Below are 17,328 nucleotides of genomic sequence, written 5' to 3' on the forward strand. Positions count from 1 at the left end.
ATCCCCTATCGGATTTTCAGGGTCGCCAGACCCACCAGGACCAGAATTACGGTGATGATCCAGAAGCGCACAATGATCTTCGGCTCCGGCCATCCTTTCAGTTCAAAGTGGTGATGAATCGGCGCCATGCGGAAGACCCGGCGGCCGGTGAGCTTGAACGAGCCCACCTGCAGCATCACCGAAACGGTTTCCATCACGAACACGCCGCCCATGATGAACAGTACGATTTCCTGGCGGACGATCACCGCCATCACACCCAGCACCGCGCCCAGGCCCAACGCGCCCACATCGCCCATGAACACCTGTGCCGGGTAAGCGTTGAACCACAGGAAGCCGAGGCCGGCACCACACAGGGCGGCAGAAATAATCACCAGCTCGCCGGCACCGGCCACATAGGGAATCTGCAGGTAAGGGGCAAACTCCGCATGGCCACCGGCATAGGCAAAGATACCCAGGGCGCCGCCCACCAATACCGCCGGCATGATCGCCAGGCCATCCAGGCCATCGGTCAGGTTCACCGCATTGCTGGTGCCGTTGATCACGAAATAGGTCAGCACGATGTAGAACCAACCCATGTTGATGACCACATTCTTGAAGAAGGGCACGATCAGCTGGGTTTCCACCGGGCTCTGAGCGGTAAAGAACAGGGCAAAGGCCGCACCGAGAGCGCCGATGGACAACCACAGGTATTTCCAGCGGGCCGGCAGGCCGCGAGGATTCTTTTCCACTACCTTGCGCCAGTCATCTACCCAACCCACGGCACCGAACACAAACAGCACACCCAGGGTGATCCAGATAAAGCGGTTACTCAGGTCTGCCCACAGCAGGGTGGAAATAACGATGGCAATCAGGATCAGCGCCCCGCCCATGGTGGGGGTGCCGGCCTTGCTCAGGTGGCTCTTGGGGCCATCGTCACGAATGGCCTGACCCACCTGCTTTTCCTGCAGCTTGCGGATCATGATCGGGCCCACCCAGAAGGCGATAAACAGGGCCGTCAACACGCTGAGAATGCCGCGCAGGGTGATGTACTGCACCACCAGGAAACCGCTGTGAAATTCTGCCAGAAGCTCAGCCAGCCATAGCAACATCAGAGTGCCCCCTGTTTCGATTTGTGAGGGCCTGCGCCCATGGTCAGTCGCTGCACCACCGCTTCCATACCGGCACTACGCGAACCTTTCACCAACACGGTTCCACCCTTTTGAAGAACCGGGGCACTCCAGGTTGCCGCCTGCTGATCGTTCTGGGCCGTCTTGGCGCCTTCACCAAAACCTATGGCTGCAGCACTGGCGCCGGTCATCACCACCAGGTCACTGATGCCTGCCTGGCGGGCATAGCCACCCAGCTCTTCAACCAGTTGTTCTGCCTGCGGACCCAGCTCGCCCATGGCTCCCAGCACCAGCATCTGCGGTGCCGGCTGAACGGCCAGCCAGTCGATGGCAACACGCACTGAACCCGGGTTGGCGTTGTAGGTGTCATCCACCAACACGCCATCCCCCACCGCATGCAGATTCATGCGGCCGGGCACCGGCTTGAGCTGCGCCAGACGGGGCAGCACCTGGCCCAGGTTCACACCCAGAGCTCGCACGGCGGCACAGGCCAGCAAGGCATTGCTGACCTGATGAGCGCCGGGCAGTGGCACGATCACTGTCTCGCCCAACGGCTGAAGGACAAATTCCACCCGCTCCTGATGCAGCTGAATATTGTCGGCATACAAGTCCGCCGGCGCCTGGCTGCCCACACGAATCACGGTAAGGCCGGCCTTTTCTGCCTCAGCGGCAAAGAAATCGGCAAAGCTGTCATCGTTGTTGATGATCGCCTGCCCGCCGGGCTGACAACCGCCGAAGATTTCCGCCTTGGCGTTGGCAATGCCCTGCATGGAACCAAACCCTTCCAGATGGGCACCGGTCACATTGGTCACCAGCACCACCTTCGGTTTGGCCAGGGAGCTGGTCCAGGCGATTTCACCGGGGGCATTGGCGCCCAGTTCGATGACCGCATAACGGTGTTCGCCGGCCAGACGCAGCAACGTCAGCGGCACACCGATGTCATTGTTGAAGTTGCCACGGGTAGCCAGGGTGCCCTCGCCCAGCATGGCGGCGGCCATTTCCTTGACGGTGGTCTTGCCGGCATTGCCGGTTACCGCCAGGCGCTCGCCGGTAAACTGGTCCGCATAACCGCTGGCCAGACGGCCCAGACCCAGACGGGTATCAGCTACCTGCACCGCGCTGGCAAAGTCACTTTGCTCACGATCCACCAGGGCGGCGATGGCGCCACCTTCAGCGGCCTGGGCAAGAAAATCATGGGCATCAAAACGCTCGCCCTTGAGCGCCACAAACAGGCAGCCCGGCGCCATGTCACGGGTATCGGTCACTACGGCGCTGACCTTGTGGTCTTCCCCGATCAGAGTGCCACCGGTCCACTGGGCGATCTGCGACAACCACATCATGAGGCACCTCCCCGGGCGGCCAGAGCCTGGCGGGCAAGTTCTCTGTCATCACTGGGGTAACGCACGCCGTCGATTTCCTGGTAGTCCTCATGGCCCTTGCCGGCCAGCAGAATCACGTCGCCGGCCTGGGCACTGTTTACGGTTTCCTGAATGGCCTCGGCACGATCCACGTTTTCGCGGACCGCCTGCGCCCCGACAAGACCGGCGCGCATCTGATCAATAATGGTTTGCGGGTCTTCGCTGCGCGGGTTATCGCTGGTCAGCACCACGGTATCGGCGAGCTTTTCCGCCACCGCCGCCATCTGCGGGCGCTTGCCCTCATCCCGGTCGCCGCCGCAGCCGACCACGCAGAACAGACGGCCGGCGAAATGATCCCGGCACGCCTGCAGCGCTTTTTCCAGGCCATCCGGGGTGTGGGCATAATCCACGATCACCGTCGGACAGCCATCAGCCTGCACCGGTTCCATACGCCCCGGTACGGGAGTAATGGCGGCCAGTGCCCCGCCCAGCGCCTCAGCGGCCACGCCCTGACCATGCAGGATGGCCGCCACGGCCATCACATTGCTGAGATTGAAGCGACCAAACAGAGGCAAGCTCAACGGCAGCACGGTGCCGCCCACGAACAGCTCCGCCTGGATTCCCTCTGCGGTGCACTGCAGGGACAGGCAGCGCACGGTGGCGCCCTGCTGGCTGCCGAAGGTGACACAGCGAACCCCGTCGGGCAGACAGGCAATCAGGGTTGAGGCTGCCGGGTCATCACAGTTGATCACCGCCAGCTGAACCCCTTCGCGAGTAAACAGCATGGCCTTGGCAGCCAGGTAGGATTCCATGTCGCCGTGATAATCCAGATGATCCCGGCTCAGATTGCTGAATACCGCGGTGGTGACCAGGGTGCCGCCCAGACGATTCTGGTCCAGGGCATGGGAGGAAATCTCCATGGCTACGGTATCGGCACAGGCATCGCGCACTGTCGCCAATCCGGCCTGCAGGGTAATCGGGTCCGGGGTGGTATGACCGGTGGTCTGCTCCTGGCCTTTCAGCCCCAGCCCCAGGGTACCCACCAGGGCACAGCGATGCCCCAACGCATTCAATGCATCGCGCAGGAACCAGGTGATGCTGGTCTTGCCGTTGGTGCCCGTCACACCGGTGATGCGCAGGCGATTGGCCGGCTCACCGAACCAGCGCGCGGCCAGATCACCCACCTGCCCCGCCAGCCCCGGCAGATTCACGCAGGGCACCGGCTGCTGCAGATCCACGGAGAAGGTCTCCGCATCCGCCAGCACCACGGCGGCACCGGCACTGATGGCCTGACTGATGAAATGACGGCCGTCACTGGCCACGCCAGGTACCGCCACAAACACTTCACCCGGCTGCAGGCGGCGGCTGTCGAGCTGCAAGCCAGAAATGGCAAGGCCTGCCACTTGGGCAGGCAGGCTGTGCTCGGGGAGCAGTTGCTGGAGGCGCATCATGAGCGGTCCTCCGTATCCGGGCCGCCGGCCAGCAGCCCTTCGGGCCTGTCCGGTGGCACATGTAAGGTCCGCAACACCCCGCCCATGATTCGGGAAAAGGCCGGCGCGGCTACCAGACCGCCGTAGTAGGCATCACTGCGTGGATCATCAATAACCACTACCGTGACGATGCGCGGGTCCGTGGCCGGGGCCAGGCCGGCAAACAGACCGATATAGCTGTCATCCGCATAACCGCCGGAGACCACCTTGTGTACCGTGCCGGTCTTGCCAGCCACCTGGTAACCGGGCACCTGGGCACGGCTGGCCGTGCCCACCTGGCTAACCACGGTTTCCAGCATCTGTACCAGTTGCCGGGCAACCGGCTTGCCGAGCACCTGCTCACCGGCGGGCTTTTCTTTCACCTTTTTCAGGGTCAGCGGCACCTTGACGCCGTCATTGGCGATCACCGCATAGGCCTGAGCCAGCTGCACCGCGGAAACACTCAAACCGTAGCCATAGGAAAGCGCAGCCCGCTCCACTTCACGCCAGTGGCTGCGCAATGGCAGCATACCGTTGCTTTCACCGGGAAAATCAATGGCGGTAGCCTGACCAAAACCGAAACGTTCCAGGTAGGACGGCAGCGCCAGCGGCTCCATGGCCAACGCCAGCTTGCTGGTGCCCACGTTGGAGCTCTTGGTGAGCACGGTGGTGATATCAATCACTCCGTAGTCGCGATGGTCACGAATGGTTTTGCTACCCACCCGCAAGGTGCCGGGGTGAGTATTGATGGTGGTAGACGGCGTCACCATGCCCATTTCCATGGCCGCCGCCACGGTAAAGGGCTTCATGGTGGAACCGGGCTCGAACAGATCAGTCACCGCGCGGTTGCGCAGGGCACCGGTATCCAGATTGCCACGGTTGTTGGGGTTGTAGGCGGGCTGGTTCACCATGGCCAGCACTTCGCCGGTGCGTACATCCAGCACCACCGCACTGCCGCCCTTGGCCTTGAATTGCTGCACGGCGCCAAGCAGCTCCCGGTAAGCCAGGTACTGCAGACGCAGGTCAATACTCAGGGTTACGTCTTCACCGGGCTGGGCCGGCTCCAGCACTTCAATATCCTGAATTACCCGACCCAGCAGATCACGAACCACCTTCTTGCGACCGGATTTGCCAGACAGATGTGACTCCATGTCCAGCTCAACGCCTTCCTGGCCTTGATCGTCAATATTGGTAAAGCCCACCACATGGCTGGTCACTTCACCGGCGGGATAGTAACGACGGTATTCGGTCAGCGAATGAATGCCGGGAACATTCAGATCCAGCACCGCCTTGGCGGCTTCCGGCGCCAGACCGCGCCCCAGATAGATAAACTCACGGGATTCGTGACGACGTACCTTGCTGGCGAAATCCTGCTGGCTGATCACAGAATTACCGGCCAGGCGCGACCATTGCTCCTGGTTTTCCAGGGCTTCGCGGGGATTGGCCCAGAGGGTAACCACCGGCGTACTGACCGCCAGGGGACGGCCATCACGATCCCGAATCACGCCCCGATGAGCAGCCAGGGGCTCCACACGCAGATTGCGGATATCGCCCTGATGAGCAAGAAAGTCGTGCTGGATCACCTGCAGGTCTACCGCCCGCACCACCAGGACACAGGCACACACCAGCCAGAAGCCCAGCACAAAGCGCCAGCGCATCTGGTGATTGGGTTGCCGTGTCTTGCGAGCCTGGCGTTTCATGGCCGGATCAGCACTCTCTCATCGGTTTTCGGTAATTTCATGCCCAGCTTCTCGCGAGCCAGGCGCTCTACCCGGGCATAACTGCCCCAGGTACTGTGCTCCAACAGCAGCTGACTCCACTGGCTCTCCAGTCGAGTTTGCTGCTGCTGTAATTTCTGGCTCTCGTCGGTGAGTCGACGGGCCTCATGAACGCTGTAACTCACCGCCAGAGCGGAGATCACTACCAGCATCACCAGGGTGCGGATCAGCCAGGGGGCGCTCATCAGGCCACCTTCTCCGCTACCCGCAACACCGCACTGCGCGAGCGAACATTCACTTTCAGCTCGGCCTTGCCGGCACGAATAGCCTTGCCAATCGGCTCCAGCCGCTGGGGCATTTCATCGCCCAACGGCAAACCACCGCGCCCCTTGGGAGCCCGGCCGGAATGATCGCGAATAAACAGCTTCACGATCCGGTCTTCCAGAGAATGGAAGCTGATAATGGCGAGACGCCCGCCGATGGCGAGCGTCTCCAGGGACTGTTCGAGCACTTGGGTCAGCGCATCCAGCTCCCCGTTTATATGTATTCGCAATGCCTGAAAACTGCGTGTGGCCGGGTGCTTGCCCGGCTCGCCGCGGCCGATGGCCGACTCGATCAGATCGGCAAGCTGCAAGGTGCGGGTAATCGGCTGCTCCTTGCGCTCCTCACAGATACGCCGGGCAATCCGCCGCGACTTGCGCTCATCGCCATAGCGATACAGCACATTGGCAATATCCTGCTCGTCGGCCCGAGCCAGCCACTGCGCAACGCTTTCACCCTGAGTGGGGTCCATGCGCATATCCAGCGGCCCATCACGCAGAAAGCTGAAGCCACGACCCGCGTCGTCCAGCTGCGGCGACGACACGCCCAGATCCAGCAACAAGCCATCAATGGGGCGACCCACCTGGTCGACCACATCAGGCAGGCAGTCAAAGCGGCTTGCCACGATCTGGAAACGGCCATCTTCCGACGCCAGCTGCTCACCCGCGGCAACGGCCTGGGGGTCACGATCGATACCGGCAAGGCGACCCTGTGCGTCCAGTTTTTCCAGCAGTGCACGGCTGTGGCCACCTCGCCCGAAGGTGCCATCCACATAAAAGCCATCACTACGGCTGAACCACATATCCAGTACCTCTTCCAGCATCACCGGCTGGTGTTCGTACTGCGCGCCCTTGTCGGTCATCAGAAAGACAGCTCCTGCACACTTTCCGGCAATGCATCCGGGTCCAGGGTGCCGTCCTCTTCCAACCAGCTTTCTGCTTTCCAGATTTCAAAACGGTGCATCTGACCGATCAACATGGCCTGCTTTTCCAGGCCGATGGCTGCCCGTAATTCCGGCGGTACCAGCAGCCTGCCATTGCTATCCATGTCGATTTCCACCGCCTGACCGAGAAAGCGACGCTTCAGCTGACGCACCTGGGGACTGGAGTCTCGCTGGGCGGACAACTTGCCGGCGGTTTCCATGAATTCATCACGTGGGTAAAGCGCGAGGCATTCGTCATAAGGGTGACGGGTAAGCACAAGCTGGCCGCCGCAGGCTTCGTTCAACGAAGCGCGATAGCGGGTCGGCATGGTAAGCCGCCCCTTGGCATCCAGATTGAGTGATGTGCTTCCAGTAAACACTGGCCGTCCTCATGCTCGATTATTCGGTTCCTTCCCGGGGGTTCTGTTTACCCCACTTCGCGACACCGGCCGCCAAGAAATTCCCACTTTTTCCCACTTTTCACCACATTGAGACACTCTATGGCCACCGGGAACACCAAGTCAAGCGTCGGCACCCAGGCAAACGTAAAAGAATTTCCAGACAAATCAGCCTGTTAGCTGTGTCACACGGAATGAAGGAAGAGACGAACGGAGGGAGTTTCGAGACGAATCAGAGCGCTGGAACGTGCAGGTGAGAAAGCACTTTAAGTGTTAGACGGATTAGTTATTACTAACTTTTTTTATATGCACTTATTAAAGGTTAAATCCTGTTCGGACACGGGCAAGCGATAGGATTGACTATCCAGCAGGTCGACGCCGCACTCCAGCGCCGCCAACCAGTCAAGAAAGTGCCCTACCTGCTCCCCTGCAAAGTAGCCACCATGCTGGGGAACGATCATGCGTGGCCCCAGCTTGCGCACCATGGCTACCCACAGCCGACAGGCCCGGTTGCTGGCCATATAACGGCGATGAAACCCTGTCATGCTCTGCAGGTGATCGGCAAAGTTATCCACCTGCCCTTCTTCGCCGCCCAGAGACGCACCAATATCGCCGGAAAACAGGATGCCGCTGAGCGGATCGTAGAAGCTGAAATTCCCCACCGAGTGCAGGAAATGCGCAGGCAAGACCCAGATCTCGGTATCTGCAAACGCCAGCACCTTGCCCTCGTCGGCCACTCCCTGGATACGCGATTGTAGTTGCTCCCCCATTTTGCCAGTCACAAAGGAGGAAGCCAGATGAGGCAGAAACCGGGACCATAACCGGCTGACCACCACCTGGCTGCGAGTGTGCATCAGCCAGCGCGGCAGGGACGCGATAATATCCGGGTCCTGATGGGATGCCAGAATGTAGTCCAGACCATCCAGACTGATTCGGCGACTCAGAGCAATGGTCAGCGGGGTGTAAGTCAGATCCCCACCCGGATCGATCAGCGCAGCGCGGTCCCCGTGGCGAATGCAGAATTGGTTGGCCTGCACGCCTTCCCCGACAACCAGATCGGAAAAGCGCAGCACTTCGTGATTATTGTCGAGAAAGAGGGTATCGATCTGCGCCATGTCGGATTCCTGCCAGGTTGTAAGCCCGGCAATTCTGACAACATCGCATCACTGGATAATGACTCAGATCAAAAAGAGGAAGCGTTTCGAGGTGAGAGTGACGAGTCACGAAAGGCAAACCCCGGTTCAGGGATTCACTTCTCGCAACTCGCATCTCGTACTGAAAAGGTGGACCGGTCGATAAGCCGGGTTCTGTCGTGGACAGTCATTCATCTCGGGTTTGCGTCGCCACAAACCTCTAGCAACCTACCCGGATCCAGCGCGGGCCACGCCAACGGATCCCTATTTGGTCTTGCTCCGGGTGGGGTTTACCCTGCCACCACTGTTGCCAGCGGCGCGGTGCGCTCTTACCGCACCTTTTCACCCTTACCGGTTCCGACACGAGGAAGGAACAGGCGGTATCTTCTCTGTGGCACTAGCCGTAGCCACACCGTTCCCAGTGTGGCCCCCAGGCGTTACCTGGCACCCTGCCCTGTGGAGCCCGGACTTTCCTCTAGCGGCTACGCCGCCAGCGACTGTCTGACCGGTCCGGGGGCGATTCTAGTCAGTTAACAGTGAACAGTGAACAGTTAATAGTTCGCGGGCCGTGTTTTTCTGCTCCTAAACGCAGAAGGCCGCGCCCAAACCCCGGGCGCGGCCTTCATTGCAGACGCTTCTCTCCTGTCCTCTCGCGAGCTGTTAACTGTTAACTGCCTTCAAGGAGCGCATACACCGCCTGCCGCTTCAGCCCGGTGTGGGCCGCCATGATCTTCGCCACCCGGGATACCGGCAGTTCCGCCAGCAGGGATTTTGCCAGGGCCTGGTCCTGCTCGCTCCAGTCTGCGGTTTGTGCCGCGGGTGACAATACCAGCACCAGCTCACCGCGTTGCTGATTGCGATCCGATGCCACCCAGTCACAAATATCAGCCACGGTGCCCAAGCGAATCGTCTCAAATTGCTTGGTCAGCTCACGACACAACGAGATTTCACGATCTTTTTCAACTGACGCTTTCAGCGCTTCCAGGAAAGAAAGCACCCGGTGAGGGGCTTCGTAGATAATACTTGTGACTGACAGCTTGGCCAGGCGCTCAATGGCCTGTTGGCGAGGCGCTCCCTTGGCCGGTACGAAGCCCTCAAAAAGAAAACGATCAGACGGCTGGCCCGCCGCTGCCAACGCTGCCAGCAGTGCCGACGCACCGGGAATCGGCACCACCCGTACACCGGCCTGGTGGCAGGCGCGCACCAGACGATAACCGGGATCACTGACCAGCGGGGTTCCCGCATCACTGATCAGGGCACCCTGCTCACCTGACTGCAAACGGGCCACCAACTCTTCGCTGCGCGCACTTTCGTTGTGGTCATGACAACTGATTAACCGACTGCGGATTCCCAGCTGTTCCAGCATGCGCTGACTGTGTCGGGTATCCTCCGCCGCCACCCAGTCCACCTCACCCAGTACCGCTATCGCCCGACGACTGATGTCATCCAGATTTCCGATCGGTGTACTAACAATATACAAAGTTCCACTCATATCTGTGCACGACTCAACTGGTGAGGCTCCAATGAAGCGCCTACAATAGCGGCTTCATTCTGGTAATACGAACCTCTCGCCATGGAATTCAGAAAGGCCCGTTTGGCAGCCCTGCTTGCTGCCGCAGTCATCGCCGGCTGTTCTACCACAACTCCTACGCGCACCACGGTTTATGAACAGCCGTCGGCTACCAAGGTTGGCGCCGCCCCCACGGCACTGTCTGCGGCCCGCAGTCAACTTGCCACCATGAAAACCGATGCACGCATCGGTGCCGCACTGCAGTGGGCGGAACATTATCTGGATCAGCAACGCCCCGGTGATGCCGGCCAGTTACTGGCCGATCTGAATCCTCAGGCCTTGGACAACGAACAGCGGTTTGCCTGGATGCTGCTCAGCGGTCGCGCCCAGCTTGGTGACCAACAACCCGACGACGCGCTTGCCCTGCTGCAACGCCACGAGGATGACATTCTTCAGTATCCCGCCGAGCAACAGGCACGGCTGGATCTGCTTAAAGCCGATGCCCTGGCCATGAAGGGTGATCTGACCGGCAGCCTGCAACAACGGGTTGCCACCCACCCCCTGCTGGAAGATAAAGATCAGGACTACAACCACGGCATGATCTGGCAGCTTCTGATGCAGCTGTCCAATGCCGAACTGGCTGATGCCATTGAAGACAGCAGTGGTGACTTGCGCGGCTGGCTCACCCTGGCTCGGCTTTACCGGGATCCGATCGCCGATCTCGACGCCCAGGTCAGCCGGCTGAATCAGTGGAGCGCCCAGTGGCGCACCCACCCGGCCATCGATGACGTCCCCGATATGCTCGACGCCCTGGAAAAAGCTGTCAGCGAGCGGCCCAGCAAGGTTGCCATTCTGCTGCCTGCCACCGGCCCACTGAAAAATGCCGGCAAGGCACTCCAGGAAGGCATCATGACGGCCTACTATCGGCATAAGCAGGATGGCAACCCACCGGTATTGCGCTTCTACGATTCCGGCGGTGACGACATCCTCGCGCTCTACCAGCAGGCCGTTCAGGACGGCGCCGACTTCATCCTCGGGCCTCTGGCCAAGGACAAGGCAGCCACCATTGCCAGCCAGGGCACCCTGCCTGTTACCACCCTGGCATTGAACTATATTGATCAGGGCGAGCTGCCTGAGAACTTCTTCCAGTTCGGCCTCGCCCCGGAAGACGAAGCTCGCCAGATTGCTCTGCAGGGTGCGCGCGAAGGCGCCAGCCAGGCCGGCATCCTCTACCCGGAAGGGGAATGGGGTGAACGGGTTGCCCAGGCATTTGCGCAAGAATGGCAATCCCTCGGTGGCACCGTGACCATCACCCGGACTTACCAGGAAGGCCCCACCCTGGGTGACACCGTCAAGGAACTGCTGCTGGTGGCGCAGAGCCAGAGCCGCGGCCAGGCAGTGAGCCGCTTCACCAGCCTGGACATGGATATCCAGCCACGTCGTCGCCAGGACATGGGCTTCCTGTTTCTGCTCGCCAATCCCGACCAGGGACGCCAGGTCAAACCGGCGCTGAATTTCCACTACGCCAAGGATCTGCCGGTCTACTCCACCGCCCTGATTCACAGCGGCGAATCCAACCCGCGCCGCGACCAGGACCTGAACGGGGTGCGCTTTGTGGACATGCCATGGATGCTCAGCAACGAAGACTCCGAGCTGCGCCGAATGAGCAATGAGCAATGGCCCGAAGGCCATGGCCGCTATGAGCGGCTGTTTGCCATGGGCATTGATGCCTATCGTCTGCAAAGCCGTGTTTTCCTGCTAAGCACCCTGCCCTCCAGTGAACTGCCTGGCGTCACCGGACGCCTGAGCATGAAACAGCAGCGCATCGTTCGCGAACTGAACTGGGGCGTCTTTATCAATGGTGAGGCACGCCCCCTGCCCAAGGTAGCCGAACCCGGAAACAACAACCGAACCAGTGAAATTACCGCGCAGTAACAAAAATTCCGGTGGCGAAGCGGAAAAACAGGCTGCACACTGGCTCACGCAGCAGGGGCTAGACGTTGTGGCCCGCAATTTCCGCTGCCGGCAAGGTGAAATCGACCTGATTATGCAGGACGGTGACACCCTGGTGTTTACGGAAGTGCGCTGGCGCAGCTACCGCAGTCATGGTGGCGCACTGGCTTCCGTGGATCACCACAAGCAACGCCGGCTGATCCTGGCGGCCCAGCATTACCTGGCCCGCCACCCGCAATACCATGATCGCCCCTGCCGCTTTGATGTACTGGGAATGGAACCGGACAACAACGACACTGTCCGTTATCAGTGGATACAAAACGCGTTCTACAGCGAATAGCCCAAATAATCGAACGCGCAGAACAATGAGGTAATTATGAGCGTGGACCGTATCCGGCAATTATTTGCCGAAAGCATCGAAACCAAAGCCAAGGCCGGCGAAGTCCTGCCCACCGTCATCGAAGCGGCCGGTCAGGCCATGGTGGAATGCCTGCTCAACGGCGGCAAGATTCTCACCTGTGGTAACGGCGGCTCCGCCGGCGATGCCCAGCACTTTTCTTCCGAGTTGCTCAATCGCTTCGAGATGGAGCGTCCGGCATTGCCCGCGATCGCGCTGACCACGGATTCCTCTACACTCACCTCCATCGCCAACGATTACAGCTATAACGAAATCTTTTCCAAGCAGGTCCGCGCCCTGGGCGGCAGCGGCGATATCCTGCTGGCCATCTCCACCAGCGGCAACTCTGCCAACGTGATACAGGCTATACAGGCCGCTCACGACCGGGAAATGCGTGTTGTCGCCATGACCGGCAAGGAAGGCGGCGAGATGGTCAACCTGTATGGCCCCAACGACATCGAGATCCGGGTGCCAGCTACCTCCACTGCTCGTATTCAGGAAGTTCACCTGCTGGTGATTCACTCCCTGTGCGATTACATCGATCAGCAACTGTTTGGAGGCCAGTAAATGGCCGCACGCTTCACCCGCTTGAGCAGCATTCTGACTCTGTTTTTGATGCTGGTTACCAGCACCGGTTGTGTCTCCCTGTCCAAGGGCATGTCCGATGATCCCGTCGACCAGAATCACGGCAAACGCACCTTCGGCGCCTTTGTCGAGGACGGCAATATTGAACGCAAGGTCGCCGTGAATCTGGCCCGGGCCAGTGCCGAGCTGGACGAGTCACGCATTGTGGCGGTGAGCTACAACGGCAACGTCCTGCTTGCCGGCCAGGTAGCCAACGAAGACCTGAAGACCCAGGCCGGAAATATTGCCGAGAAGGTCCGCCATGTTCGCCATGTGCACAACGAACTGCAGGTAGTGGGGTCCAATTCCTTTCTGGCACGCACCAATGACACCTGGTTGACCAGCAAGGTGAAAAGCCGCCTGCTGATCAACGGCGAAGCCCCCGGCTGGCGCACCAAGGTGGTGACAGAAAACGGTGTGGTCTACCTGATGGGCCTGCTGACTCGCGCAGAGGCCGATGCGGTCGTCGAACAGGTGCAGAAAGTCTACGGCGTGCAGAAGATCGTAAAGATTATTGAGTATATCGACTAAAGAGCAGCTGCAAGCGACAAGCTGCAACTCGAAGAAAGGCCCTCCCCAATCGGAACGCCGAGCCCGCGCTACCCCGCCCAAAACAAAAAACCGCGCCCAAAGGGTGCGGTTTTTCTAGCTTCTAGCTTCTAGCGCGTAGCTAAAAAAAACCGGCTTTCGCCGGTTTTTTTATTTAACCACCTTCAAGTGGCTGACCTTTCCCTTGCTGTCGTCCTTTTCCGGTTCCGGGGGCGTCGGCTCGGGAGGCGTCTCTGCCGGATCGAAGGCCATACCCTGGCCGTTTTCACGGGCAAAAACCGCTACCACCGCGTTCACCGGCACCCGGATGGTCATGGGCATGCCGCCGAAACGAGCAGAGAAGGTAATCTCGTCATTCCCGGCAATAAACTGCGTCACTGCCCGCGGCGCAATATTGAGGACGATCTGACCGTCCTGAACAAAGTCCTGGGGCACTTCCACACCGGGATAGGAGGTATTCACCGCCAGGTGGGTGGTCAGGCCGTTATCACAGATCCACTCGTGGATCGCCCGTATCAGATACGGGCGATTGGGGGACATATCAGACATGATTACAGCGGGTTGCGCAGTTCGCGCTCGGCATCGGTCAGGCTGGCCTGGAAGGCATCACGGTCGAACAGACGCTCGGCATAATCCAGCAGCGGCTTGACCTGCTTCGCCGGCAGCTCGATACCCAGGGCAGGCAACCGCCACAAAATCGGGCCCACCACACAGTCCACCAGGGTGAACTCTTCGCTCATGAAGTACGGCAGCTCGCTGAAGATCGGCGCGGTGGCAATAATCGCTTCACGCAGCTCCTTGCGACGCTTGTTCAAGCTGGCTTCTTTTTCTTCACCGGCCAGAATCGCATCAACATGGCCACACCAGTCACGCTCAACCCGATGGATCAGCAAACGGCTGTGGGCACGAGCTACCGGATAAACGGGCAGCAACGGCGGATGCGGGAAACGCTCATCCAGATATTCCATGATGACCGTAGACTGATACAGGGTCAGTTCACGGTCTACCAGGGTAGGCACTTCGTTGTAAGGGTTCAGCGATGCCAGATCTTCCGGCTTGCTGTTATTGTCCACATCAACGATATCGACTGTGACCCCTTTTTCCGCCAGCACGATACGCACGCGATGGCTGTAATGATCTTCCGGGGAAGAAAAGAAAGTCATTGAAGAACGCTTGGTCACCACACCCATGGTCGAATCATCTCCGCACAAATAGCTATAACAGAAACAGGGTAACCGCTTACACGGATACCCTGTTCAACGCTGAAAAGGGGCACTAATCGTTAGTGCACGTCTTTCCAGTATTCCTTCTTGAGCAGGTATGCCGGGACAAGAAGAATGCCCAGGAACACCAGAACATACACGCCCAGACGCTCACGCAAGGGACGAACCGGCTCCGCGGTGTAAGCCAGGAAATTGGTCAGATCACCCATTTCCTGCTTGAACTCGTCTTCGCTCAGCTCTTCTTCCAGGCTTGCCATCACATGAGGCATGCCCACGTTCTCGAACACCCGGTTGTTGTAACCGAAGGGACGAGATTCGTCTTCGTAGAAGTTGATCAGGTAGGAATACACCCAATCCTCTGAACGATAACGGGTCACCATGGTGAGATCCGGCGGTGCATTGCCGAACCAGGCCTTGGCATCTTCCGAAGCCATGGCAGTACGCATCTGATCACCCACCTTGTCGGTGGTGAAATTCAGCTTTTCCTGCACCAGCTCTTCCGGAATCTCCAGATCTTCAGCCAGTCGGCTGTAGCGCTGATACTGCAGACCATGACAGCCCATGCAGTAGTTTACAAACAGCTTGGCACCATTCTGCAGGCTCACCTTGTCCTGCAGGTTGACCGGTGCCGGCACTTCATACTCACTCTTGCCACCACCGGCCGCGAAGGCGACCAACGGCAGGCAGCTGAAAAGAACGACCGCTAATTTCTTCATCAGTGACCCCCCGTTACCCGTTCCGGAACCGGCTTGGATTTTTCGAATTTGTGGACAAACGGCATGATCAACAGGAAGTAGCTGAAGTAATAGATCGTACCGAACTGAGCCATCATGGTCTTAGCAGGAGTCGCCGGCTGAGTACCAAAATAACCCAGCATCAGGAAGTCCAACACGAAGATCGTCATGAACAGCTTACTCAACCAGCCACGATAGCGGATGGAGCGAACCGGGTGGCGATCCAGCCAGGGGATCACGAACAGGATCACGATAGCGCCACCCATGGCCACCAGGCCCCAGGCCTTGGCAGGCATGATGATATCCAGGGTCGCGGCACGCAACATCGCGTAGTAAGGACCGTAATACCATACCGGAGCAATATGATCCGGCGTTTTCAGCGGGTTAGCCGGCTCAAAATTCGGCTTCTCCAGCAGGTAGCCACCGCCATCCGGGAAGAAGAAGATCACCACGGCAAAGATCATCAGGAACACGATCACGCCGGGCAGGTCCTTCACGGTGTAGTAGGGGTGGAACGGGATGCCATCTACCGGGATACCGTTTTCGTCCTTGTTCTGCTTGATGTCCACGCCATCCGGGTTGTTGGAGCCCACTTCGTGGAGCGCCAGGATGTGCAGTACCACCAGAGCCAGCAACACGATGGGGATAGCCACCACGTGCAGAGCGAAGAACTTGTTCACCGTCGCCGTGGACAGCAGATAGTCACCGCGCACCCAGGTAGTCAGGCCCTCGCCGATTTCCTTCGCTTCTGCGGCATCGATAAACGGCAGCAGATCAAAGGGAATGGCGCCAGCCAGAGAAATAATCACCTGAGCGCCCCAGTAGGACATGTTGCCCCAGGGCAGCACATAGCCGAGGAAACCTTCCGCCATCAGCGCCAGGTAGATCAGCATACCGAAGATCCACACCAGTTCCCGCGGCGGCTTGTAGGAGCCGTACATCAAACCACGGAACATGTGGATATAGACCACGGCGAAGAAGGCGGACGCCCCTACCGCGTGCATGTAACGGATCAACCAGCCCCACTCCACATCACGCATGATGTATTCCACCGACGCAAAACCTTCGCTGGGGGAGTAGAACATGGTCAGCCAGATACCGGTGAGCAGCTGGTTGATCAGCACCACCAGGGACAGCACACCGAAGTAGTACCAGAAGTTGAAGTTCTTCGGGGCGTAGTATTCGGACATGTGGCGCTTGTAAGCGTCCACCACGGGCAGACGGGCATCTACCCAGTCGACAACACGATTCACCATTCCCATCATGCCTCGGTCTCCCCTTCTTCAGAACCCACAATGATGACGCCTTCACTCAGATAGGAGTGCGGCGGCACCACCAGGTTGGTGGGTGCGGGCACGCCCTTGTAGACGCGACCGGCCAGATCAAACTTGGAACCGTGACAGGGGCAGAAAAAACCACCGTGCTCAAGTTCCACCGTAGGCTCGTCCTCATACAACGGCGAACACCCCAGATGGGTACAGGTGCCAATCAGCACCAGCAGCTCTTTCTTGATAGAGCGCCACTCGTTCTGCGCATAGGCAGGCTGCTGGTCAGCTTCAGACGCAGGGTCACTAAGCTTGTTTTCCAGCTGAGGCAAGGTTTGCAGCATATCGTCGGTACGACGCACCACCCACACGGGCTGGCCTCGCCATTCCTCAACCACACGCTGACCGGGCTCCAGTTTGCCAATATCCACCGTTACCGGCGCACCGGCATTCTTGGCTTTGGCACTGGGTTGCCAGGATTTCACAAAAGGAACAGCCGCGCCAACTGCACCTGCGGCACCAATAGCCGAGGTCAAGCCGATCAAGAAGGTGCGGCGGCTGGTATTAACGCCGTCGTTGCTCATTCAGTTATTCTCCCCTTAGATCCCACGCTCGGGAATAGTCCGAGACTCGAGGTACTACCTCGCG

The 17,328-nt window shown here is 59.3% G+C and carries 18 protein-coding genes and 1 other RNA gene; 4 read left to right on the plus strand and 15 right to left on the minus strand.

Annotated features, from left to right (window positions below; genetic code table 11):
• Window positions 1-5: 5 nt before the first annotated feature.
• From mraY to rsmI, 10 genes are all read right to left on the minus strand, one after another.
• The gene (gene mraY, locus Q0Y02_RS09190) at window positions 6-1,088 is read right to left on the minus strand and encodes a phospho-N-acetylmuramoyl-pentapeptide-transferase (protein ID WP_035248018.1); all 1,083 of its coding nucleotides are present in this window, start codon (window positions 1,086-1,088) and stop codon (window positions 6-8) included.
• Window positions 1,088-2,446, minus strand: a complete 1,359-nt coding sequence (murF, locus tag Q0Y02_RS09195; RefSeq protein WP_297767139.1) for a UDP-N-acetylmuramoyl-tripeptide--D-alanyl-D-alanine ligase — start codon at window positions 2,444-2,446, stop codon at window positions 1,088-1,090. The genes mraY and murF overlap by 1 nt, the downstream gene beginning before the upstream one ends.
• Window positions 2,443-3,915: a UDP-N-acetylmuramoyl-L-alanyl-D-glutamate--2,6-diaminopimelate ligase gene (locus tag Q0Y02_RS09200; RefSeq protein WP_297767141.1), complete on the minus strand. Its 1,473-nt coding sequence runs from the start codon at window positions 3,913-3,915 to the stop codon at window positions 2,443-2,445. Before Q0Y02_RS09200 ends, murF begins: the two co-directional genes overlap by 4 nt.
• Complete coding sequence (locus Q0Y02_RS09205; RefSeq protein ID WP_297767143.1) at window positions 3,912-5,633, minus strand: penicillin-binding transpeptidase domain-containing protein; 1,722 nt, start codon at window positions 5,631-5,633, stop codon at window positions 3,912-3,914. Before Q0Y02_RS09205 ends, Q0Y02_RS09200 begins: the two co-directional genes overlap by 4 nt.
• Window positions 5,630-5,896 carry a cell division protein FtsL gene (gene ftsL / locus Q0Y02_RS09210; protein WP_297767145.1) on the minus strand — a complete coding sequence of 89 codons (267 nt, stop codon included), beginning with the start codon at window positions 5,894-5,896 and terminating at the stop codon, window positions 5,630-5,632. The genes Q0Y02_RS09205 and ftsL overlap by 4 nt, the downstream gene beginning before the upstream one ends.
• Window positions 5,896-6,834 (minus strand): 16S rRNA (cytosine(1402)-N(4))-methyltransferase RsmH, encoded by a 939-nt coding sequence (gene rsmH / locus Q0Y02_RS09215; RefSeq protein WP_297767147.1) that lies wholly within the window; start codon window positions 6,832-6,834, stop codon window positions 5,896-5,898. Before rsmH ends, ftsL begins: the two co-directional genes overlap by 1 nt.
• On the minus strand, window positions 6,834-7,274 hold the full coding sequence (gene mraZ, locus Q0Y02_RS09220; RefSeq protein WP_035248027.1) for a division/cell wall cluster transcriptional repressor MraZ: 441 nt from the start codon (window positions 7,272-7,274) through the stop codon (window positions 6,834-6,836). Before mraZ ends, rsmH begins: the two co-directional genes overlap by 1 nt.
• 320 nt (window positions 7,275-7,594) lie before the next feature.
• Complete coding sequence (locus Q0Y02_RS09225) at window positions 7,595-8,407, minus strand: MBL fold metallo-hydrolase (RefSeq protein ID WP_297767150.1); 813 nt, start codon at window positions 8,405-8,407, stop codon at window positions 7,595-7,597.
• 165 nt (window positions 8,408-8,572) lie between these two features.
• Window positions 8,573-8,938: RNase P RNA component class A (gene rnpB / locus Q0Y02_RS09230), an RNA gene on the minus strand.
• A 154-nt stretch (window positions 8,939-9,092) separates the two neighbouring features.
• Window positions 9,093-9,917 (minus strand): 16S rRNA (cytidine(1402)-2'-O)-methyltransferase, encoded by an 825-nt coding sequence (rsmI, locus tag Q0Y02_RS09235; RefSeq protein WP_297767152.1) that lies wholly within the window; start codon window positions 9,915-9,917, stop codon window positions 9,093-9,095.
• Window positions 9,918-9,998: 81 nt separating this feature from the next.
• Between rsmI and Q0Y02_RS09240 the strand changes: the two genes are divergently transcribed.
• Genes Q0Y02_RS09240 through Q0Y02_RS09255 form a run of 4 tightly spaced genes read left to right on the plus strand, consistent with a single transcriptional unit; the run spans window position 9,999 to window position 13,440 of the window.
• Entirely contained in the window at window positions 9,999-11,870 is a 1,872-nt protein-coding gene (locus tag Q0Y02_RS09240; protein WP_297767154.1) for a penicillin-binding protein activator, read from the plus strand.
• Window positions 11,851-12,228 (plus strand): YraN family protein, encoded by a 378-nt coding sequence (locus Q0Y02_RS09245; protein ID WP_297767156.1) that lies wholly within the window; start codon window positions 11,851-11,853, stop codon window positions 12,226-12,228. Before Q0Y02_RS09240 ends, Q0Y02_RS09245 begins: the two co-directional genes overlap by 20 nt.
• A 36-nt stretch (window positions 12,229-12,264) precedes the next feature.
• Window positions 12,265-12,852: a phosphoheptose isomerase gene (locus Q0Y02_RS09250; protein WP_007150375.1), complete on the plus strand. Its 588-nt coding sequence runs from the start codon at window positions 12,265-12,267 to the stop codon at window positions 12,850-12,852.
• The gene (locus tag Q0Y02_RS09255) at window positions 12,853-13,440 is read left to right on the plus strand and encodes a BON domain-containing protein (protein ID WP_297767158.1); all 588 of its coding nucleotides are present in this window, start codon (window positions 12,853-12,855) and stop codon (window positions 13,438-13,440) included. It abuts the gene before it with no gap.
• Window positions 13,441-13,608: 168 nt separating this feature from the next.
• Here Q0Y02_RS09255 and Q0Y02_RS09260 read toward each other — a convergent pair whose 3' ends face one another.
• The 5 genes from Q0Y02_RS09260 to petA all read right to left on the minus strand — a co-directional run bounded on the left by Q0Y02_RS09260 (window position 13,609) and on the right by petA (window position 17,264).
• A complete protein-coding gene (locus Q0Y02_RS09260; protein ID WP_297767160.1) occupies window positions 13,609-14,007 on the minus strand; it encodes a ClpXP protease specificity-enhancing factor in 399 nt (132 codons plus the stop codon).
• Between the two features lie 2 nt (window positions 14,008-14,009).
• Window positions 14,010-14,648, minus strand: coding sequence for a stringent starvation protein SspA (sspA, locus tag Q0Y02_RS09265; RefSeq protein WP_035248043.1), 639 nt, complete (start codon window positions 14,646-14,648; stop codon window positions 14,010-14,012).
• 92 nt (window positions 14,649-14,740) lie between these two features.
• Window positions 14,741-15,397, minus strand: coding sequence for a cytochrome c1 (locus Q0Y02_RS09270; RefSeq protein ID WP_297767163.1), 657 nt, complete (start codon window positions 15,395-15,397; stop codon window positions 14,741-14,743).
• Window positions 15,397-16,671: a cytochrome bc complex cytochrome b subunit gene (locus Q0Y02_RS09275; protein WP_297767336.1), complete on the minus strand. Its 1,275-nt coding sequence runs from the start codon at window positions 16,669-16,671 to the stop codon at window positions 15,397-15,399. The genes Q0Y02_RS09270 and Q0Y02_RS09275 overlap by 1 nt, the downstream gene beginning before the upstream one ends.
• A 5-nt stretch (window positions 16,672-16,676) precedes the next feature.
• The gene (petA, locus tag Q0Y02_RS09280) at window positions 16,677-17,264 is read right to left on the minus strand and encodes a ubiquinol-cytochrome c reductase iron-sulfur subunit (RefSeq protein ID WP_035248047.1); all 588 of its coding nucleotides are present in this window, start codon (window positions 17,262-17,264) and stop codon (window positions 16,677-16,679) included.
• Between the last annotated feature and the right edge of the window lie 64 nt (window positions 17,265-17,328).

This window comes from uncultured Alcanivorax sp., from assembly GCF_947258575.1.
Classification (GTDB): domain Bacteria; phylum Pseudomonadota; class Gammaproteobacteria; order Pseudomonadales; family Alcanivoracaceae; genus Alcanivorax.